Origin of the sequence: Methylobacterium aquaticum (assembly GCF_001043915.1) — a bacterium.
Lineage (GTDB): Bacteria > Pseudomonadota > Alphaproteobacteria > Rhizobiales > Beijerinckiaceae > Methylobacterium > Methylobacterium aquaticum.
Window position 1 is genome coordinate 40,516 of record NZ_LABX01000002.1, and the last position, 20,187, is coordinate 60,702.

The following is a 20,187-nucleotide window of genomic DNA, read 5'->3' on the forward strand; positions in this document are numbered from 1 at the left end:
ATCGCCGAGATAGTTGACTCGGTCAATAGTTGACGGAATCACTTATCGCCGGGGCGTTCCGTCAGCAGCGCCGCCACGAGGTCGTGGACCTGCCGGATCCGGAACGGCTTGCGCAAGAAGACGGCGTGGCCCGACGCCCGCTCCCGCACGGTGTCCTCCGGCATCGAGCTCATCAGCACCACGGGGATCCCGCTCGTCGCCGGATCGCCGCCGAGGGCGGCCAGCATCGCCGGCCCGTCCATCACCGGCATCATGAAGTCGAGGAAGATCAGGTCGGGCCGGGCGGCGGCGACGCGCGCGAGCCCCTGCCGCCCGTTGGCGGCGGTGACCACCGTGTGACCGTCGTCGGAGAGGACGGCGTCCAGCAATTCGGCGATCCCGAACTCGTCGTCCACGATGAGCACCATCGCCACGGGCCTACTCCCCGCCGCAGCTCGGGGCGTCGCCGCCGGCCAGGATCGCCTCGGCCCGCTCGGGGCCGTCGTCGATCGCCAGACCGCCCGGCCGGATGTCGAAGACGCGCAACCGTGGGTCGATCCGGGCGTCCCGGGCCTTGGCGACGGCGATCAGGCGGTGGACGCCGGAGTGCAGGGCGCAGGAGCGCATCAGCACCACGTTCTCGGCGACGCTGGAGGTCTGCCGCAGGGAGGGAGCGCCGGAGGGCGCGTCGAGGAAGGTGCCGCGCAGGTCGGTCTCCCGGGTGTACATCGCGGTCACGCCCAGCGCCCTGAACTCCGCCGTGAGGGCGGCGAAGATGCGGATGATCCGGTCCTGGTCCCCGGCGATCCGGCACATCGCATCCAGACCGTCGATGAACACGCGCCGGACCCCCCGGTTCCGGACAATCCCCAGCAGATCGGCGCAGATCTCGTCGATCAGCCCCTCGGTGGCGGGCTGCCACAGCACGCCGACCCGGCCCGCCGCGATCAGGCCGGCCACGGGCAGGCCGAGCGCCCGGGCCTTGGCGCCGATCGCCGCCTCGCTCTCGTAGAAGCCGCAGATCAGGCCCGGGGCCCCTGGGTCGGCGCCGAGGAACTGGAGACCGAGCGTGGTCTTGCCGATGCCGGCCGGTCCGCCGACGAGGGTGGTGGAATGGTGCGGCAGGCCGCCGCCCAGCATCGCGTCGAGGGCGGGCGACCCGGTGGTGAGCGGCGCCCCCTCGACATGGTCGCGCCGGCTCGGCAGCCGCAAGCGCGCCTCGATGCGCGGAAACACCCGGATCCCGTCATCGGTGATGCGGACGCTGTGGTAGCCACGCAGGAAGCCGCTGCCGCGGAACTTGCGCACCTCCAGATCGCGCTCCGCCCGCCACCCGGAGAGCCGGCTCGACAGGGCGATGAGGCCGTCCACCATCGTGTGCTCGGCCGCCACCATGTCGGCGCCCGCCGAGGCGCTGGTGAGGAGGAGCACGGTGGTGCCGGACGCGGCGGCCTGGGTCTGCAATTCGTGGATGAAGGTCTTGAACTCCAGGGTCGAGGCGGCGCTCTCCTCCGCCGCCACCAATCCGTCGAGGACGACGAGGCTCGCCTCGCGGACGGCGATCTCCCGGCGCAGCAGGGTCAGGAGGCCGGCGAGCCCCTCGCCCTGCAAGGTGCGGAAGGCGCTCAGATAGGTGATCCGGTCGGGGATCAGCGCGGGGGCGAAGAAGCCGAGCGGCGCGATGTGGCCGAGCATCCGCGCATGGCTCTCGGCCAGCAGCGTGACGTAGAGCGCCCGGCGCTCCGGCGAGGCCGCCGCATGGCTGTAGCAGACCTGGTTGCCGAAGATCGTCTTGCCCGAGCCCGGCGTACCCTGGACGATGTAGACGCCGCCGCGAAACAGCCCGCCGCCGAGGATGTCGTCGAGGCCGGCGATCCCGGTCGGGACCCGCTCCAGCTCCCCATAGGCACCGGCCTGTCCCATGCTGGGTCCCGCCCCCGTCATTCCGTGCTCTCTTGCCGTGCTCTCTTGCCGTGCTCTTTCGCTCGACGCTCTCCGCTTAGCGGTCGATCGCCGACTTGTGGAGGGGAAGCGTGACCGTGAAGGTCGCGCCGTCGCCCGGGCGGCTGTCGAGGGCGACGGCGCCGCCCATCGCCTCGGCGAGGCGGCGCACCAGCCACAGGCCGACCCCGAAGCCGATCGGCGCCAGGCCGGGATCGCCCACCGCCCGCTCGAACCGCTCGAAGATGCGGGCCTGGTCGGCCGGCGCGATGCCGATGCCGCGGTCGCTCACCCGGATCCGCGCCGCCCCGTCCTGCCGGACGCCTGAGACCGCGATCGCGCCGCCGTCGCCGTACTTGATCGCGTTGGTGAGCAGGTTGTCGAGGATCTGGTCGAGGGCGAGGCGCTCGCAGGACAGAACGAGGTCGTCCGGCACCGCCACCGCGATCGTGCTGCCGGCATGGGCCGCCATCGGGCTCAAGGACGCCACCACCTCCTCCACCACCTCGGCGAGGGGCACCGGGGCGGCGAGCAGCACGAGCTGCCCGGCCTGCACCCGGGAGACGTCGAGGAGCGTGGTCGCCCGGCGGATGTAGCGCTCGACGAGCCAGCGCAGTTGCGCCAGCCCCTGCGCGACCCGGCCGTCCGGCGCCTCGCGCGCGGCGGCGGCGACCAGGCGCTCGACCTGGCCGAGGATCGGGGTCATCGGGTTGCGCAACTCGTGCGCCACGCCGGCCAGGAACGCATCGCGCTCGGCGAGCGCCCGGCGCAGGGTCTCGACCTCGCGGCGCAGGGCGGCGGCCTCGTCCCGATCGGGCACGCTCACCGGATCGGAGATGCCGGCGCGCCGCCTCATCGGCGCGCGCCTGCGGGCCCGGTGCGAGCGGGGATCCGGCGCTGCGGCGTCGGCGCGGGGGCTTGGGTCTGCATCACCCGCCCGGCATACCAAATCGCGGCGGCCCAGGCGAGCGCCCGCGCTTCGTGCCGGCCGGGCCGTCCCGCGCCGGTTTCCGCGCTCGGCCGCCCGGCGGGTGCCTCAGCGCCGTGGGGCCTGCACCGAGATCACCTGGGCGCCGCCGACCGGGCGCTCGCCGCCATTGATGACGTAGAGCACCGGATCGGCCTTCGGCTGGGGCGGGATGCCGGCGACGGTCGGGATGCCGTAGGTGCCCTCGCCCCAGGCCGCGGGGACCAGTTCGCTCGGCCGCGGCAGCGTGAAGGAGGGCTCGGCGACGAGGCCGGGCTCCAGCACCCCGTTCGCGCCGTAGACGCCGAGGGGCGCCGCGAAAGTGGTGCCGCCATAGGCCGCCAAGCGCCGGCCGTGGACCAGTCCGCCCCGGCCGTGCCGGCCCCGGACGTTGTAGATGGCGGCGCGGCCAGTCTGCACCGGCGCGACGTGCGGACGCCCGGCCTGTCCCACGGTGCCGTGGCCCGCTCCGTGCAGCGGCTGTGCCTCGGCGCCGGCGCCCGCCAGGATGGCGGCCAGGGTGAGGACGATCAGGTCGCGACGCATGGTGTGTCTTCCCGGCTCCCGGCACTCGCTGAGGGTCAATGCCTGGGTGGCATCCTCGTTCCCATGGGGGATGTGCGCCAGCCGTGGCAGAGTGCGGATGGTCAGCAACGACGGCATCGGCTTGACCCATCAAGAGGGTAACTTCAATCTGAGGTGGAAACCTCTCCATCGAAGCAGCCGTAGATATCGAGGCTGAGGCACAGTCGACGGTTGCCGAGCATCGATAGCACTTGAGGCTGAAGCTCTGTTCCCTCGTTGAACTCACGCATGAAGAGTCCACAAAATATATCGCACCCATAGCGGCGAGAGAGGTCGACCCAGATAGCCGGATCGTCAGGAAGCTTGCTGAGAAGCGCAGTGATTTGGGCCTCGAGATCGCCGAAGGCATCGGCTTTGAGCAGCCAGGACCCGGATCGGGCCATGACGTTGCGGCCCGATGCCGTGGTGCGCGTGTCGCCCTTGCGGGCGCAGCCGGTCGGTTCGACGCCCAGCAATCCCGTGATCTCGTCTGGATCGAGCGCATCTCCAACGATGCGCAGGCTCACCGTGGTGCGGGCGATTTCCGGCATCTGGCGCTCGCTGGATGATGATCCGGGCCATGCTGGCGCAGATCGTGCCATAGACGCTGAAGCAATATCCGAGTGCGATCGTCCACTCGCCCGGACCGCACCCGACGCCGAGTTTCCATGGCTGCGAGATCAGGGAGATCCAGTCGACGGGTGAGCGACACGGCAAATCTCCGCTGCGAACGAGCCCGGATTGGGCAGATTCCAGCCACGCATCGCGTCATCAGCATGGCCAGCGTGGCATGATTCTCCTGCGGTGGCGAGGAACGGCCAACGTCCCGCCCGTTGATTTCCTTCCGCGGTCAGCGCGCGACCCCCGACGGAAGTCTCACGACCTAAGTCTCACGACGAATTGTCGGATGGGCCAATGGGCACGGCTGGCTTAACGATTCGTGTCGGCGGCGGATCACGAACGAGCGGGCGGGTCCCATCCCCCCGTCCGGCGTCAAAGGCGCCGTCACCCGGTTCACTTCCAACGCGACGTCACCGACGCGGCGAAGATTCGCGCGGACGACTCGTGCCGTCCCTCAACGGAAACGCTCCCTGAAGGAGGACATTACCCCATGGCAAGCTCAGCCGCCCTCGGGCAAGCCGGCGATGCCGCGCGCCCGATGACGCGCGAGGAGAAGAAGGTCATCCTGGCCTCCTCCCTCGGCACCGTCTTCGAGTGGTACGACTTCTATCTCTACGGCTCGCTCGCCGGCATCATCGGCGCGCAGTTCTTCTCCTCCTACCCGCCGGCGACCCGGGACATCTTCGCGCTGCTTGCCTTCGCGGCGGGCTTCCTGGTGCGGCCGTTCGGCGCCCTGGTGTTCGGGCGCGTCGGCGACATCGTCGGTCGCAAATACACCTTCCTGGTCACCATCCTGATCATGGGCCTGTCGACCTTCATCGTCGGCATCCTGCCCAACGCCGCGCAGATCGGCATCGCGGCGCCGATCATCCTGATCATCCTGCGCCTCGCGCAAGGTCTCGCGCTCGGCGGCGAGTATGGCGGCGCTGCGACCTACGTCGCCGAGCACGCGCCGCAGGGACGGCGCGGCTTCTATACCAGCTGGATCCAGACCACGGCGACGCTCGGCCTGTTCCTGTCGCTGGTGGTGATCCTGGCGGTGCGGAGCTTCACGGGTGAAGCCGCCTTCGCCGAATGGGGCTGGCGCATCCCGTTCCTGGTCTCGGTGCTGCTGCTCGGCATCTCGCTCTGGATCCGTCTCCAGCTCAGCGAATCGCCGGCCTTCCAGCGCATGAAGGAGGAGGGCAAGACCTCGAAGGCCCCGCTGACCGAGGCGTTCGGCCAGTGGCGCAACGCCAAGATCGCGCTGATCGCGCTGCTCGGCCTCGTCGCCGGCCAGGGCGTGGTCTGGTACACCGGCCAGTTCTACGCCCTGTTCTTCCTGCAATCGATCCTGAAGGTCGACGGCTACACCGCCAACCTGCTGATCGCCTGGGCGCTGCTGCTGGGCACCGGCTTCTTCGTGGTCTTCGGCTGGCTCTCGGACAAGATCGGCCGCAAGCCGATCATCCTGGCCGGCTGCCTGATCGCGGCGCTCAGCTTCTTCCCGGTCTTCAAGCAGATCACCACGCTCGCCAACCCCGCCCTCGAGAAGGCGATCGAGAGCGTCAAGGTGACCGTGGTGGCCGATCCGGCCCAGTGCGGCAGCCTGTTCAACCCCGTCGGCACCCGGGTGTTCTCGGCGCCCTGCGACCTCGCCCGCGACTACCTCGCCAAGTCCTCGGTGCGCTACACCACCGAGGCCGCCCCGGCCGGCCAGCCCACGGTCGTGCGGATCAACGGCACCGAGGTTCCGTTCGCGGCAGGCGCCCCGGCGGCGGAGTTCAACAAGGCGGCGGCCGGCGCGCTCCAGGCGGCGGGCTACCCGAAGGCGGGCGACGCGCAGGTCGTCAAGATGGCGAACCCGTTCGACATCTTCCGGCCGCAGGTGGCCGGCGTGATCGGGCTGCTCTTCGTCCTCGTGCTCTTCGTCACGATGGTCTACGGCCCGATCGCCGCGGCCCTGGTCGAGCTGTTCCCGACCCGGATCCGCTACACCTCGATGTCCCTGCCCTACCATATCGGCAACGGCTGGTTCGGCGGCCTGCTTCCCGCCACCGCCTTCGCGATGGTGGCCCAGACCGGCGACATCTATTACGGCCTCTGGTATCCGATCGTCATCGCCCTGATGACCTTCGTGCTCGGCCTCCTGCTGGTGCCCGAGACCAAGAACCGGGACATCTTCGACGAGCGCGACACCGCGCACTGAACTCGCCAGATGGCGTGAGGAACGAGGGGCGCCCGCGGCGAAGGCTGTGGGCGCCCTTTTTGCCGTTCGGGAGCCGGTTCCGTGCTCCACCGCGTCTCCCACCCGCACCCTTGTCCCGAGGGGCCGGCGATCAGACATCGCGCATGATCGACTGACCTTGAAGGAGGCATCCAGGGCTCGCGGAGGGACCCGCAAGCCCTCCTTTGCGCCTCGCTTCGCGCAGCGCCTGTTTGGTGGATCATACGGTTTCCGATGGATCGCTTCGCGATGCGGAAACCGGCTTCACTCCATCGCCGCGTGGGCTTGCCGATACGGTTTCCGAACGGATCGTTCGGAAACCGTATCGGTCGATCGTTATCCCTTTCACATCTCAGGATGAGGTCGCGGGTGGTATCGGGGCAACGCCTGCGCGGCACCGTCCTCGCACGTCGAACAGGCGCTCACGAGCCCGTGACCCAACGACAAAGGCCCGCCTCGACCGAGACGGGCCCCGAACACCGTTCAGTCCGGTGCGATCACCGGCAGATCGTCACCCGCCGCACGATCCAGCCCTCGCCGTCGACGAACATTCGCTTGCGGGCGGTGGAGCAATGGGCATCGTCGGCCTCCGCGGCGGGGGCGGCGACGCTCGCCGTCGCGGCGACGTCGCGGGTGGTGCCGGGTCCTGCCTTCGGCGCCTTGTCGACCGCGGGGGCGGCGCTCGCGCAGAGCGGGGCGCCGGCCGTGGCCAGGGCGGCCAGGAGGACCGCCGCGCGGGCGAGAAGGGGCAGTCGGGCGCAGGCGCGCGCACGCATGGTCGGTGATCCCATCGGTTGAAGGCGGAGCTGCACGTCCGGCGCAGTGGCTCCGGCGCCGCACTCTCTTGCCATGGATAAGTCGCCAGGGCTCGAAGAGTTGCGTCGCCGAAACGTGTCCGTTGCGAAAACGGTAAACACGCGGGCGCGACGCCGCGGTGACATTTCGCACCGGGGCGCTCACTTGGCGGAGCAACCGTGTCGAATCGGTGCTGGATTGATATCGAATTTTGCCAGGACTGCAATGGACTTCGGAGGGCCAAAATCCCGGCGGGTTCCTGCCGCAAAGTCGCCCAGACCAACCGGGCCTCGACTGGCCCGGTCCGGCCTCGCGTCAGGCGGGAAGCGCCCGCCCCTGGCCGGCCCGGCGCTGCACCAGCCAGAGGGCGATGGCGACGTTGAGCAGGTTCCAGCCGAGGCCGTTGGCGAAGGCCGCCGCGTAGGAGCCGGTGAGGTCGAAGATCACGCCGGAGAGCCAGCCGCCGAGCGCCATGCCGAACAGGGTCGCCATGAGGACGAGGCCGACCCGCCCTCCGGCCTCGCTCGCCGGAAACAGCTCGCGCACGATGATCGCGTAGGCCGGGACGATGCCGCCCTGGAACAGGCCGAACAGGGCCGAGATCACGTAGAGCGAGGTCAGCCCGTCGAAGGCCAAGTAAAGGAGGAGCGCGACGCCCTGGAGCACCGAGCCGACGAGGAGCGTCGGCAGACCGCCGATCCGGTCGGCGAGGAAGCCGGAGGCCACCCGGCTGACGATGCCGAAGCCGAGCATCAGCGACAGCATCTCGGCGCCGCGGGCGACGCCGTAGCCGAGATCGCCGCAATAGGCGACGATATGGACCTGCGGCATCGACATGGCGACGCAGCAGGCGAGGCCCGCGACCACCAGCAGGCCCTGGAGCACCGAGGGCGGGAGCCCCAGCGTGCCGACCGCCCCCGCGGCCCCGCTCCGCTCCACGGCCGCGACCGGCGGGCGCCGGCGCATCAGGAGGGCCAGCGGCAGCATCGTGGCGAGGCAGAACAGGCCGATGCCGGCTTGCGTGGCGCGCCAGCCATGGGCCGACACCGCGTGCTGGACCAGCGGCGGCCAGAGGGTGCCGGCGAGGTAGTTGCCGGCGGCGCAGACCGAGACCGCGATGCCGCGCCGGCGGGCGAACCACAGCGAGATGTCGGCCATCAGCGGCCCGAAGGCGGCGGAGGAGCCGAGGAGCCCGATCAGGATCCCGTGGGCCAGGGCGAACTGCCACAGGCTGGTCGAGAGCGCGGTGGCGCCGTAGCCGAGGAACAGGCACACCCCGCCGAGCGCCAGCGGCGCCAGGATGCCGAACCGGTCGGCAAGCCGCCCCATCAGCACGCCCCCGAAGGCGAAGCCGACCATGGTGAGGGTGTAGGGCAAGGACGCCGCGCCGCGGGCCGCGCCGAACTCCGCCTGCACGGCGGGCAGCACCACCACCACCGACCACATGCCGACGCCCCCGATGGTGGTGAGCAGCACCGAGACGACGAGGCGGCGCCAGGCGGCGGCGGAATCGAGCCCGTCGGCGGGCAGCGGGCGGGTCACGGGCGTTTCCTCGCGTTCTTGGATTGACGCCTGCTGTAGCAGCCGGTCCGGCGCCCGAGGAGCGACCGGACTGCAACCCCCTGCCCCGCTGTGCGAGGTTATCCCTCGGCGATCGTCCCCGGATACCGCGCCGCGAGGTCGCGGCGCAGTGCCTCCGCCCAGTCGCGGCCGCGCTCCGCCCGCTCCGTCGGGATCGGCACCTCGGCCACCAGGCTCGCCGGCCGGCCGGAGAGGAGCAGCAGCCGGTCGGCCACCGCAAGGGCCTCCGGCACGTTGTGGGTCACCATCAGGACCGCCGCGCCGCGGGAGGCCGCGCTGCCGAACACCGCGGCCCGCAACGACGAGGCCGCGGCGTCGTCGAGAGAGACGAAGGGCTCGTCGAGGACGAGGAGCCCGGGGGCCAGGGCCAGGGCGCGGGCGAGCGCCACCCGGCGGGCCATGCCGAGCGAGAGCGCCCGCGGATAGCGCCCGCGCCAGGGGCCGAGGCCCAGTTCCTCGAACAAAGCGTCGAGGGATTGTCCGCGCTCGGCCCGCGGCAGGGACAGGCGCACGTTGTCCTCGACAGTCCGCCACGGCAGGAGCCGCGGCTCCTGGAACACCATGCCGATGCGCAAGCCGGGGCGCGCGGCGAGGCTGCCCTCGAAGGCGCGGTCGAGGCCGAGCAGGATGCGCAAGGTCGTGGTCTTGCCCGCCCCCGAGGGGCCGATCAGGCACAGGGTCTCGGCCGGCCGGATCGACACGGCGAGGTCGCGCACCGCCTCGACCGGCTCGGCGCCGGCCGGGCGGTAGACCTTGCGGCGGATCGTCAGGGCGAGAAGGGCGTCGGACATGGTCAGCGCCACCGGCGGGCCCGGGCGTCGAGGGGCTGGAGCAGCAGGGCGTCGACCGCCAGCATCACGGCGCTGAACACGAGGCTGTAGCCGATCAGGGCCGCGACGTCGAAGAGCTGGAAATAATACGAGATGGCGTAGCCGACGCCGTTCGGCCGGCCGAGCAGCTCGACCACCAGCACGATCTTCCAGGCGAGCGAGATGCCGGAACGCGCCGCCGCCACCGCGAAGGGTTCGAGCTGGGGCAGGAGCACGTGGCGGATCCAGGTGCGGCGGTCGTACCGGAACGCCTGGGCCATCTCCTCCAGGCCGGGATCGAGCCCGCGGGCGCCCTCGCGCAGGATCACCGCGACGTTCGGCATCTTGTTGAGGGCGACGGCCAGGATCGCCGCGGTCTCGGTCAGGCCGAGCCAGATATAGGCCAGCACCGTGATGATCAGCGCCGGGGTGTTGAGGAGCACGAGCAGCGGCGTGTCGAGGAGCCGGTCGGCTGTCCGCGAGCGGCCCAGCGCGATGCCGAGCACCGCCCCGGTCGCCATGGCGAGGCAGAACGAGGCCGCGACCCGCCACAGGGTGATGCCGATATTGCGCAGGAGATCGCCGCTGGCGGCCTCCCGCACCACGAAGGCCGCCACCGCCTCCGGCGACGGCAGGGTGCGGGGATCGGCGGCGCGGCTCGCCAGCCACCAGGCGGCGAGGAGCAGGACGAGCGATCCAAGGCGGGCGAGGAGGGCCATCAGGCGATCGGACGCCGCTCAGCCATTCGGCCCGCCATCCCAGTACAGCCCCTCCGGCAGGGTCGTGGCCGCCCCGACCAGGCGCTCGCCGCCGAGCCGCGCCAGCACCGCGTAGAGCCGCTCGGCATCCGTCCGCTCGGCGGCCGCCGTCCGGCGCGGGATGCCCTCCAGGAAGGCGCGCTTGAGGGTGGCGTAGGTCGCCTCGTCCTCCGCCGCCATCAGCGGGCGCACCGGAGCCCAGGCGGCGTCCCCGGCGGCGAGCGCCTGCTTGGCTTTGGACGAGGCCCGGGCGAAGCCCGCGACGGTGCGGGGCTGGCGTTGCAGCAGGCCCTCGTCGAAGACGTAGCCGAGGAGCGCGATCGGGCCTTCGACCCCGAAGGCCGCGGCGATGCCGTCGGCGCCGATCAGGCGGCGGAAGCCCCGCGCCTCGAGCCTCGCGCAGAAGGTCCAGTACAGCAGCGCGGCGTCGAGTTCGCCGGTCTCGAGCTTGCGCATCAGGAGCGGCGGCGCGCCGAAGACCGGTTGCGCCGCGCGCTCCAGGTCGAGCCCGTCCTTCTCGCGGGCGCGGGCCCGCAGGAGCAGCCAGTTCTTGTCGAGTGGGCCCCCCGCCACCCCGAGGCGCTTGCCGGCGAGGCCGGCGACCGTGGTCAGCGAACTGGTTCCCGGCACCATCAGGGCGCCCTCGGTCGAGGAATAGGGCAGGAACTTCACCGGGCGTCCCTCGGCGCGCAGGCGCGCGGCCCAGAGCAGGTCGGACACGATGGTGTCGACCTGGCCGCCCTGGAAGGCGATGCGGGCGGCGTCGCTCCCGGCCAGGCGCACGCCCTCGAGCGTCAGCCCCTCCGCCGCGTCGATCCCCTCCGCCTTGATGACTGCCGCCTCCCAGGACACGGTGCCGAAGGGCAGGAGCCCGACCTTCAGGGCGGCGGGCGGCGCAGGGGCCGGCTGGGCCTCGGCCGCACCGCGTGCGAGCGGCCACAGCCCGGCCGCCGCCATCACTCCGCGCCGTGAGAGCATGGATGCCTCTCCCTGTTGCCCGGCCGTTGGATTCGGCCCTTCAAGCCCGCCCTCGGACCCGGCCGTGTTCGCCGGCCGTCGCCCAGAGGTAGGCGGCGCGGCCAGCGGCGTCCACCGCTTGCGTGCGGGGATGCGAGGCCGCACCCTGGGCGGACCCGGCCCGGCGGTCACTTGTACTCTCGTCGGGCGGGCTTTTCAGGGAGATGGACGCCATGCCGAGGGACGAAGTCCTCAGCCCCGACGTGATCGCCGCGCGCCTCGCCGACCTGCCGGCCTGGAACGAGGCCGATGGCTGGATCACCCGCACCTACCGGACGAACAGCTGGAAGGGCACCCTGATGGTGATCAACACCGTCGGGCACCTCGCCGAGGCCGCCTGGCACCATCCGGACCTCACCGCCTCCTATGCCTGGGTCGAGGTGCGGCTCACCACCCACTCGGCCAAGGGCCTGACCGAGAAGGACTTCGCCCTGGCGCGAAAGATCGAGGAGGTGGTCGGCTGGCAGCCCGGGCTGGAGGGCGGCGCGCTCGAGGGCACGCCGGGCGATCCGCGCTTCGCCTACATCAAGTACGATCGCTGAACCGGTTCGCGTCGGCCTGCTGACACAAGCCCCGGCTCATGCCAGCCGCTCCAGGCCGGGCCGCCCGGCGCGCTTCGCCCGGTAGAGCGCCATGTCGGCGGCGTGCACGACGTCGTCGAAGCGCATCCCCGGCTCGTGCCGGGCGGTGCCGCAGGACATCGAGAGCAGCAGGGTGGTGCCGTCCTCGAGCGCCAGGGGCGTGCGGCGCACGGCGTCGCGCAGGCCGGCCGCGACGAGGCCCGCCTGGTCGAGGTCGGTTCCGGGCAGCAGGACCAGGAACTCGTCGCCGCCGACGCGCCCGATCACGTCCGGCCGGCGCAGGTGGGCGCGCAGCACCGAGACCAGGTGGACCAGCGCCCGGTCGCCCGCAAGATGGCCGTGCCGGTCGTTGACCTGCTTGAAGAAATCGAGGTCGAGGGCGATGAGGCTCAGCGGCGCGGGACCCGTCTCCCGCATCGCCGTCTCGGCCGCGTCGCGGAAGGCCGCGCGGTTGAGGGCCCCGGTCAGGGCGTCGGTGGCGGCGAGATGCGCCAGCTCGACCTCCCGCTCCCGCAGGATTTCGGCCCGCCGGGACAGGGAGGCGAAGCTCGCCCCCCGGGCGGCGAGCGCTGCCGCCACCGGCAGGCAGGTCAGCAGAAGGGCGGCCAGGAAGATCTGGAGCAGGGCGGCCTGCTCGCGGGGCTCGGGCACGAGCGCGGCGATCGGGCCGTCGCCGTGCAGGGTCGCGACGGAGCCGATCACCGCGATGACCATCACGGAGATCTTCGTTCCGAGCCGCCCGACCCGGAACGTCGTCAGCATCGCCGGACCGAACAGCACGAACAGCAGCGGCCGCGTGGTGAGGAAGAACACCACGCCGGCGGTCGCGGCGGTCAGCCCCAGCAGCCCCAGCGCTTCCACCCGCTGCCGCCAGTCCTTGTCCGCGACGAAGCGCCGGTAGTCGCCGCGCAGGAGGGCGAAGAGGAACGGCGTGAAGACCAGGAGGCCGAGGCCGTCGCAGGTGAGCCAGGCGCGGAACGCGGCCCACGGCGCCTGCCCGAGCAGCCACCAGGCGGTGGCCGCACCGCCGAGCCCGCTGATCGCCGGGGCGACGAGACCGCAGACGAGGAGGAAGCGCCCGACCATGGCGGGCGTCCCCAGCAGCACGCCGTCGCGCAGGGTGGGCTGGAGCAGGCGGGCCGCGATGGAGGCCTCGACGAGGTTGCAGAGGCCGAACAGGAACGGGCCGGGGCCGAGGCCCCGCACCGCCACGCCCGCGGTCACGCTGCCCAGGAAGCCGGCAACGAGCAGGCCCGGCCATTGGGCCGGGCGGCGGTCGAGCATCGCGGCGAGGAGGACGGCATTGGCCGGCCACACGGCCGCGATCGTGCGCCCGTCGCTCGCGAGGCGCAGCGTGCCGAGGGCGAGCGCGGCATAGAGGAGGCCGACGATGCACTCTGCCTGTCTGGCTGTCACGGATGTCCCACCCGGCTGGACGTCCCGTCACGGGCCGTGGCGGGCCGACGTCTCGGGTCCATGCATGATAGTTAATTCGTTGAGGACTGTCTAACGAAGCGGGAGGTGCTCAATCGAGTCCGGCGGACACAGTGATTGTCCCAGGCGAAGGATATTCTCTTGACGTTGTGTTCGCTCGCCGCCGTGATCGACAGTCACAGGTTTCATTGGTCTTCTGCCGTGATGACGGCGGTGCAGCGTGGGTCAGGACCGTGCAGGCCTGGGTCATCCGCCCGCCCTCGTCTGCCGGTCCTGTGTTGCGAGAGAGCCTGGCGGCCCAGGATCCGCACGGATCCCGGAAGGAGGCGATGATCCCCTGACGGCCCGTCGCGCAGCGACTGTCTCCCCGGCGCGGCCTCCTCCTTGGCCGAGCGGCCGCATTCGGGCCAGCCGCTGCCCCCGGTCTCAGGCCGGAACCTCCACCACCAGCCCCGGATCGAAGGTGCGGCCCTCGACCGGGTTGGCAAGGCAGCGGGTGCCGTGGAGCGTGAGGTCGTGTGCGGCATGGAAGTGGCCGGAGATCCACAGGGCCGGCCGGTGGGCATCGGCCAAGTCGGCGAGCAGCGTGGTGGCGTAGAAGGCCGGCACCCACCAGGGCACGCCGGGCGCATCGCGGAACCGGTCGGCGGCCTCAGGCGTCGGCGGATGATGGGTGACCGCGACGGTCGGGCCCGGATGCGGCCGGGCGAGCGCCGCCATCATGGCGTCCCGGTCGGCCGCATGGGCCGCCATCGCGGCCTCTGGCGTCCAGGGCGTGCCGTCGCCCTGGCGGATCGCCCGGTATTCCCGCGAGCCCGTCGCCGGGTCGGTCATGCGGGCGGCCGCGAAGGCGACCGGGTCGTCGGGCCGGTCCGGCGCATTGGCGGCAAGCCAGCGCCCGGCGAGCCGCCAGTCGCTCCACAGGGTGGCGCCGACGAAGCGCACGCCGTCGATGATGCAGGTCCCGCCGCTCTCGAGCAGCCTCACTCGCTCGCGGCCGGCCTCGCGGTTGATCGCCTCCACCCCGGCCCGGAGCGCCGCCAGCAGCTCGGGCGCGGTGCGGGGATCGCCCGCGGGCGCGTAACGCTCGTGGTTGCCCGGCACCAGCACCACCGGCCGCTCGCCGGCGAGGTGCAGGAGCGCGGGAAGGCCCCGGTCCGGCGCGCCCTCCCAGACGTCGCCGGCGCAGACCATCACGTCGAAGGGCCGCGTCGGGGGCGGCACGGCCGCGAGGGGCCGGCGCTCGAGATGCAGGTCGGAGAGCGGGAAGAGGCGCATCGCTCAGGCACCGAACAGCGACAGCACCACCGGCCGCCGATCGAGGTTGTAGACCTGCGCCTCCCGGGCGGCCCGGGCGGCGCGCTCGGCGGCGTCGGCGAGCGCGACGAGGCGGGCCGGCGGCTCGCCCTGGCGGCGCGCGATCTCGGCGGCGAGCCGCCGTTGCACGGTGTCGAGGGCGGTAGCGTAGAGCGCGTCGGCGTCGCGGCTGGCGAGCCGCTCGGCCAGCCGCAGGGCCCGGCGCCAATCCGGCCGGTCGCCCTGGTCGAGCAGCGCCTCGACCTCGTCCACCACCGCGATCGTGTCGGGGTCGAGGAGGTCGAGGGCGCGGGCGACCGAGCCCTCGCTCAAGGCGGCCGCCCGCTCGATCAGCTCCGGCGCCATCATGGCCTGCGCCGGCCCGAGGCTCCGCAGCACCCGGGCGACCTCCCCGGCCGGGAGCGGCGTCAGGGCGAGGCGGCGGCAGCGCGAGCGGATCGTCGGCAGCAGGCGCCCGGGGGCGTGGCTGACGATCAGGAACAGCGAGCGCGGCGGCGGCTCCTCGATCACCTTCAGGAGCGCGTTGGCGCTGGCGAGGTTCAAGTCGTCGGCGCAGTCGACGATGCAGATCCGGTAGCCGGCGTCAGCCGAGGTCTCGGCGAAGAGGTGGAGCGCGCGTCGCGCCGCGTCGACCCCGATCTGGGTCGGCACCGTCTTGGCGCCAGGAGCCTTCTGGCGGCGCAGCAGCACGAGATTGGGATGCGACAGGCCCGCGACCTGGCGCGCCACCGGATGGCCCGGCGGCAGCGCCAGGCTGTCGGGCTCGCCCGCGCCGTCGCCGCGGGCGAGCAGGTGCCGGGCGACCCGGAAGGCGAGCGTCGCCTTGCCGATGCCCTTCGGCCCGCCCAGCAGCCAGGCATGGTGCAGCCGCCCGGCGCCGATCGCCTCGCGGAAGGCGCGCTCGGCCGCCTCCTGGCCGACGAGATCCTGGCGCTCGCGCGGGCGCGGCACGCCCGGGATCTCGCCCGGTTCGAGGTCGTCGTCCCCCCTCTCAGGCGGCATCGGAGGCTCCGCCGACGAGATGGGGCAGCCGGGTCGCCACCGTGGCGCGGACCGCCTGCGCGACGGCCTCGGGGGACCCCTGCGCATCGATGACGGCGCAGCGCGCCGGCTCGGCGGCCGCGATGGCGAGGAAGGCCGTCCGCAGGCGCTGGTGGAAGCCCAGGGCCTCGGCCTCGAACCGGTCGGGGCCGCGGCTGGCGGCACGGTCGCGCTGGCGGGCGCGGGACAGCCCGATCTCGGGGGCCAGGTCGAGGATCAGGGTCAGGTCCGGCCGGGTCGCCCCCACCACCACCCGCTCCAGAGCGGCCAGCGTCTCGGCGTCGAGCCCGCCGGCGGCGCCCTGATAGGCCCGGGTCGAGTCGCTGAAGCGGTCGCACAGCACGATGGCGCCGCGGGCGAGGCCCGGCCGGATCAGGGTCGTGAGGTGGTCGAGTCGGGCGGCGGCGAAGAGCAGCGCCTCGGCGAAGGGGCCGTAGGGCTTGCCGGCGCCGGACAGCACCGCGGCGCGGATCCGCTCGGCCCGGGGCGTGCCGCCGGGCTCCCGGGTGGTCACCACCTCGCGGGGGCTCAGGCCCGCCGCGCCGGCGCGCAGCCAGGCCGCGAGCCGCGCGATCTGGGTCGACTTGCCGGCGCCCTCGCCGCCCTCGAAGGTGATGAAGCAGCCGGGAAGCCCGGCTTCGGCCACCGTGGCCGGCCTGCGCGCATCCATCCGCGCGTCCATGAGACCGTCCATGAGAGCGTCGGTCACGACTTGCTGGTGAGCCGGCTGAGGGCCTGTCGGAACCAGCCGGTGCCGACCTCGATCGCGGCGTCGAGGGCGCGCTGGGTCATGGTGCCGGCCGGCACCGCCTCGGCGGTGTAGAGCGGCATGTCGAGCACCACCTGCTCGCCGCGGGTGACCTTGAGCCGGCCGACCTCGCGGCCCGCCTCCACCGGCGCGGTCAGCGGGCCCTGGTAGGTGGCGCGGGCCACCAGCCGGTCGCTGTTGCCCCGCGGCAGCATCAGCCGCACCGGCTTCTTCGTGACGAGGGGCACCCGGCCCTTCTCAGCCCCGAAGGTCTCGGCCTCCGCCACGGTCTCGCCGGCATTGAAGATCTGACGCGCCTCGAACGCGCGAAAACCCCAGTCGATGAGCTTGCGCGATTCCCCGGCGCGGTCGCGGGCGGTCTTGAGGCCGCTCACCACCAGGACCAGGCGCTGGCCGTTCTGCACCGCCGAGCCGGTCAGGCCGTAGCCGGATTCCTCCAGGTAGCCGGTCTTCAGCCCGTCGGCGCCGATGTCGAGGGACAGCAGCGGGTTGCGGTTCTGCTGGCGGATCTTGTTCCAGGTGAACTCGCGCTCGGCGAAGAGCTTGTAGTCCTCCGGATAGGTCTCGATCAGGTGGATGGCGAGCTTGGCGAGGTCGCGGGCCGTCACCTTCTGGTCGGGGGCCGAGTAGCCGGTGGCGTTGCGGAACAGCGAGCGCTCGAGCCCGATCTCCTTCGCGTGCCGGTTCATGATCTGGGCGAAGTTGTCCTCGGTGCCGGCGACGCCCTCGGCCGCGGCGATCGCCGCGTCGTTGCCGGACTGGACGATGATGCCGCGCAGGAGGTCGGGCAGCTTCACCTTGCTGTTGAGCTGGGCGAACATCGACGAGCCGCCGCCCCCGGCGCCGCCGCGGCGCCAGGCATTCTCGCTGATGGTGAACTCGGTGTCGGGGCCGAGCTTGCCCTTGCGCATCTCGTCGAAGAGCACCTCGACGGTCATCAGCTTGGCCATGCTGGCGGGCGAGAACGGCTCGTCGGCGCCCTTCTCGAACAGCACCGCGCCGGTATCGGCGTCGATCAGGATCGCGTGCGGCGCAAGGGTCTGGAAGGACGGGGTCTGGGAGCCCTGGGCGCGGGCATCCGACACCGCCAGCGAGGCCCCGAGGAGGGCCGCCAGGGCCAAGGCGGCGGCGCGGCGCGGGAGCGCCCTGCCCGTCCCGGTGGTCGCTGTCACACGCATACCCCTACGCTCGAAATCCCGGCCGGCCGGGACACCGGCCGCACTGTGCCGCCCCGTCCGGGCCCGTGCAACCGCGCCTGTGCCGCAGTGCGGGACGCGGAACCGTTTCGGATGTGGATCCCGGCGGGGGAGCGCCCGAAGCCCCCCGGCCCCCTCAATACATTCCCGCCACCTTCGACCGTGGCGGCAGGCCGGGCTTGTGGCCGGTCGTCTTGGCATCTTCCCTGTCGCCCTTCTGGGCACCGGCGAGGCGCAGGGGCGGCGCGATCGGCAGCGGGGCGCTTTTCGCGATGACGGTGGTCTGCCCGGCCCTGCCCTGGGCTGTCCCCTTGAGGCCCCCCGTGAGGCCCTCCTTGGCTCCCTCCTTGGCTCCCTCCTTGGCCGGCCCTGCGGCGGCCTGCATCGCCTGGGCGAGCGAGACGCGGTCCGCCGCCGGATGGCCCGCGAAGGCCAGGGCCTGGCTCGGCGGGGCCGGGCGGCGGGCCAGGGCGACGGGCGCCGGCTTGGCGGCGAGGCCGGGATTCAGGCCCTCGATCGCGGCCACGCGCAGAGGCGCCGCGGCGGGGGCCCGGGCCGGCAGGCGCGGCGCCTCGGCCACCCGGGCCGGGGCGGCCACGCGCACGGGCGCCGGACGGCGGATCTCCGGCTCGGCCTCTGCGACCGGCATCTGGGCGACCTGAATCGGGGCGACGATCCGCGGCTTCTTGACGACCGGGCGCAGCGGCTCCGCCTCGGGCTCGCGGTATGCGACGGGTCGCGCGTCGTCGCTGATGTCCGGACCGGCATCCGCCACCATGATGTTCGCGCGGGACGGCGCGCCGGCCGGCGTCCCGTCGGTGCGCAGGGTGGCCATCAGCTTGCGATCGTCGCTGCCGCCGACCGACGCCTTGCCGACATACTCGACCCGGACCCGGGTGGTGCCGCGGCGGCGGAAATCGAGAGCCTCGGCCACCGCCTGCGACACGTCCATCAGCCGGTCGGCATGGTAGGGCCCGCGGTCGTTGACCCGCACCACCATCGAGTGGCCGTTCTGGAGGTTGGTGACGCGGGCGTAGCTCGGCAGCGGCAGGGTCGGATGCGCGGCGGCGACCGAGAAGCGGTCGAAGATCTCGCCGTTGGCGGTCTGGCGGCCATGGAAGGCGGTGCCGTACCAGGAGGCCAGGCCCTCGCGCACATAGCCCCTGGCATCCTGGCGCGGCACGTAGGTGCGGCCGGCCACCACGTAGGGTTTGCCGGTCATCTGCCGGCCGCCGCCCTTCGGGATCCTGTCGTTCTCGCCATAGAGCCGCGGGCTCGCGGCGACCCCGTATTTCGGATCGATCTCGCGCCCGCCGCTCTTCCCCGCCAGAGTCCTGGGCGTCGGCCCGGCGCAATTGGCCGCCGCCAGGGCGATCCCCGCCACCGCGGCCCATTTGACGACCGGCACCGGCCGGAGGAACCCCCGTTCCGTCTCCGGACGCGGACGACCGCTCTTCGAAGATCCCGCCATCGACCCCTCGGATCCCCTGCGCCGCCTCAGGCGCCGCCGCCCGCCGGAGGGCTGGGACAGGCGGGGCCCTTAAGGCTGCAACAGGGTTACGCTGCACTTGACGATGACCCTGACGGGCCTGCGTAAACGAAAGCTCAATGGAGGGTGTCGCCCGAGTCCCGTCCACCGCCATCTACAGGCCGTTGGTCTGCCGTGGGAATCAGCCCGACGGGGCGACGGGACGCACCGGCCCGGCCTGTCGCCCGATCCCTTGACGCCGGCAGCCTTCTGCGATTGCCTGACAGCTCAAATTATCATCCGCCTTCATGACTGGATGTTTTTGATGCCGGAAACGGGAAGACGGTCGATTCCCTGGCGTCCGCAATCCTTCTTCTCCCATCACCTCCACAGCGAGCGGGCCTTCGATCTGCTGAACGAGCATGGCGGGATCGCGGTCGATTTCCACGCGCTGCGCAAGACCAGTCCGCATCTGTCGGTCGAGGGCGGCCAGAGCCGTGCGATGAGCCTCTGGCTCACGCAGTCGACCACCGGCTTCCTGACCGTGCCGAAACTCGAGGCGGACCTGTTCACGATCCGCTTCGTGACCCGCGGCTGGATGATCCGCCGCAACCGGAACGGCGAGCATCTCGGCCATCCCGGCACCGCGATGTTCGTGGCCTTCGAGGACATGCGCAACGAGGAGGCCTCGGCGCGTTTCGCCGCGATCAGCGGAACGATCAACCGGGCCGCCCTGCTGGCCAGCCACCGGGCGCTCGACGATGCGGACGACGAGGCTTGTCCCGAGTTCGAGCCGGTCACGCCGGTCGAGACGCTGCCGATGCGGTCGTTCCTGTCGTGCTTCCAGCGGCTCCATCGGCGGCTGCGGCAGGTCGACCCGGCGCAGGACCTGTTCTTTCCCCTGTTCGAGGAGATCGTCAGCTACCAGCTTCTCTCGTGCTGGCCGCGCCGTCCGGGCGCGCCCAGGCGTGACCGTCCGGCGGTCTCCTCGCCCGGTCTGCGCGCGGCGATGGAATACATCGACGCGCATCTCGGCAAGCCTCTGAGGCTCGTCGATGTCGCGGCCGCCGCGGGCGTCGGCGTGCGCACGCTCCAGCACGCCTTCAAGCGCGAGCTGGGCATGACGCCCCTGGCCTTCATCAT

19 protein-coding genes are annotated in these 20,187 nt (G+C 72.2%); 3 read left to right on the top strand and 16 right to left on the bottom strand.

Annotation, left to right across the window (positions count from 1 at the left end; translation table 11 throughout):
• Positions 1 to 38: 38 nt before the first annotated feature.
• From VP06_RS00345 to VP06_RS00365, 5 genes are all read right to left on the bottom strand, one after another.
• Positions 39 to 407, bottom strand: coding sequence for a response regulator (locus VP06_RS00345; RefSeq protein ID WP_245290997.1), 369 nt, complete (start codon positions 405 to 407; stop codon positions 39 to 41).
• Between the two features lie 10 nt (positions 408 to 417).
• Positions 418 to 1,902, bottom strand: a complete 1,485-nt coding sequence (locus VP06_RS00350; RefSeq protein WP_245290996.1) for an RAD55 family ATPase — start codon at positions 1,900 to 1,902, stop codon at positions 418 to 420.
• Between the two features lie 76 nt (positions 1,903 to 1,978).
• Positions 1,979 to 2,776 carry a sensor histidine kinase gene (locus VP06_RS00355; RefSeq protein WP_048461846.1) on the bottom strand — a complete coding sequence of 266 codons (798 nt, stop codon included), beginning with the start codon at positions 2,774 to 2,776 and terminating at the stop codon, positions 1,979 to 1,981.
• Between the two features lie 180 nt (positions 2,777 to 2,956).
• Positions 2,957 to 3,433, bottom strand: coding sequence for a hypothetical protein (locus tag VP06_RS33545; protein WP_053081469.1), 477 nt, complete (start codon positions 3,431 to 3,433; stop codon positions 2,957 to 2,959).
• A 143-nt stretch (positions 3,434 to 3,576) separates the two neighbouring features.
• Positions 3,577 to 4,002, bottom strand: a complete 426-nt coding sequence (locus VP06_RS00365; RefSeq protein WP_048461847.1) for a DUF4279 domain-containing protein — start codon at positions 4,000 to 4,002, stop codon at positions 3,577 to 3,579.
• 608 nt (positions 4,003 to 4,610) lie between these two features.
• On the opposite strand from VP06_RS00365, the gene VP06_RS00370 reads away from it, so the two are divergent.
• Positions 4,611 to 6,260, top strand: coding sequence for an MFS transporter (locus VP06_RS00370; RefSeq protein WP_048461861.1), 1,650 nt, complete (start codon positions 4,611 to 4,613; stop codon positions 6,258 to 6,260).
• 515 nt (positions 6,261 to 6,775) lie between these two features.
• Here the strand turns inward: VP06_RS00370 and VP06_RS00375 are convergent.
• The 5 genes from VP06_RS00375 to VP06_RS00395 all read right to left on the bottom strand — a co-directional run bounded on the left by VP06_RS00375 (position 6,776) and on the right by VP06_RS00395 (position 11,199).
• Complete coding sequence (locus tag VP06_RS00375; RefSeq protein ID WP_048461848.1) at positions 6,776 to 7,054, bottom strand: hypothetical protein; 279 nt, start codon at positions 7,052 to 7,054, stop codon at positions 6,776 to 6,778.
• Positions 7,055 to 7,388: 334 nt separating this feature from the next.
• Positions 7,389 to 8,615, bottom strand: coding sequence for an MFS transporter (locus VP06_RS00380; protein WP_156295375.1), 1,227 nt, complete (start codon positions 8,613 to 8,615; stop codon positions 7,389 to 7,391).
• Between the two features lie 98 nt (positions 8,616 to 8,713).
• Positions 8,714 to 9,445 carry an ATP-binding cassette domain-containing protein gene (locus tag VP06_RS00385; RefSeq protein ID WP_048461863.1) on the bottom strand — a complete coding sequence of 244 codons (732 nt, stop codon included), beginning with the start codon at positions 9,443 to 9,445 and terminating at the stop codon, positions 8,714 to 8,716.
• A gap of 2 nt (positions 9,446 to 9,447) precedes the next feature.
• The gene (locus VP06_RS00390) at positions 9,448 to 10,182 is read right to left on the bottom strand and encodes an ABC transporter permease (protein WP_048461849.1); all 735 of its coding nucleotides are present in this window, start codon (positions 10,180 to 10,182) and stop codon (positions 9,448 to 9,450) included.
• Positions 10,183 to 10,200: 18 nt separating this feature from the next.
• On the bottom strand, positions 10,201 to 11,199 hold the full coding sequence (locus VP06_RS00395) for an ABC transporter substrate-binding protein (protein WP_048461850.1): 999 nt from the start codon (positions 11,197 to 11,199) through the stop codon (positions 10,201 to 10,203).
• Positions 11,200 to 11,411: 212 nt separating this feature from the next.
• On the opposite strand from VP06_RS00395, the gene VP06_RS00400 reads away from it, so the two are divergent.
• A complete protein-coding gene (locus VP06_RS00400) occupies positions 11,412 to 11,780 on the top strand; it encodes a 4a-hydroxytetrahydrobiopterin dehydratase (protein WP_156295377.1) in 369 nt (122 codons plus the stop codon).
• A 36-nt stretch (positions 11,781 to 11,816) separates the two neighbouring features.
• Here VP06_RS00400 and VP06_RS00405 read toward each other — a convergent pair whose 3' ends face one another.
• The 6 genes from VP06_RS00405 to VP06_RS34010 all read right to left on the bottom strand — a co-directional run bounded on the left by VP06_RS00405 (position 11,817) and on the right by VP06_RS34010 (position 19,047).
• Positions 11,817 to 13,235 carry a sensor domain-containing diguanylate cyclase gene (locus VP06_RS00405; protein WP_048461852.1) on the bottom strand — a complete coding sequence of 473 codons (1,419 nt, stop codon included), beginning with the start codon at positions 13,233 to 13,235 and terminating at the stop codon, positions 11,817 to 11,819.
• Positions 13,236 to 13,679: 444 nt separating this feature from the next.
• Entirely contained in the window at positions 13,680 to 14,531 is an 852-nt protein-coding gene (locus VP06_RS00410; protein WP_048461853.1) for a metallophosphoesterase, read from the bottom strand.
• Positions 14,532 to 14,534: 3 nt separating this feature from the next.
• The gene (locus VP06_RS00415; RefSeq protein WP_048461854.1) at positions 14,535 to 15,572 is read right to left on the bottom strand and encodes a DNA polymerase III subunit delta'; all 1,038 of its coding nucleotides are present in this window, start codon (positions 15,570 to 15,572) and stop codon (positions 14,535 to 14,537) included.
• Positions 15,562 to 16,281, bottom strand: coding sequence for a dTMP kinase (tmk, locus tag VP06_RS00420; RefSeq protein WP_197093093.1), 720 nt, complete (start codon positions 16,279 to 16,281; stop codon positions 15,562 to 15,564). The genes VP06_RS00415 and tmk overlap by 11 nt, the downstream gene beginning before the upstream one ends.
• A 35-nt stretch (positions 16,282 to 16,316) precedes the next feature.
• Positions 16,317 to 17,558, bottom strand: coding sequence for a D-alanyl-D-alanine carboxypeptidase family protein (locus tag VP06_RS00425; RefSeq protein WP_048461855.1), 1,242 nt, complete (start codon positions 17,556 to 17,558; stop codon positions 16,317 to 16,319).
• Between the two features lie 154 nt (positions 17,559 to 17,712).
• Entirely contained in the window at positions 17,713 to 19,047 is a 1,335-nt protein-coding gene (locus VP06_RS34010) for a septal ring lytic transglycosylase RlpA family protein (protein WP_082167072.1), read from the bottom strand.
• A gap of 322 nt (positions 19,048 to 19,369) precedes the next feature.
• On the opposite strand from VP06_RS34010, the gene VP06_RS00435 reads away from it, so the two are divergent.
• Positions 19,370 to 20,187 (top strand): AraC family transcriptional regulator (locus VP06_RS00435; RefSeq protein WP_048461857.1); only part of this gene is annotated, 818 nt, incomplete at its 3' end.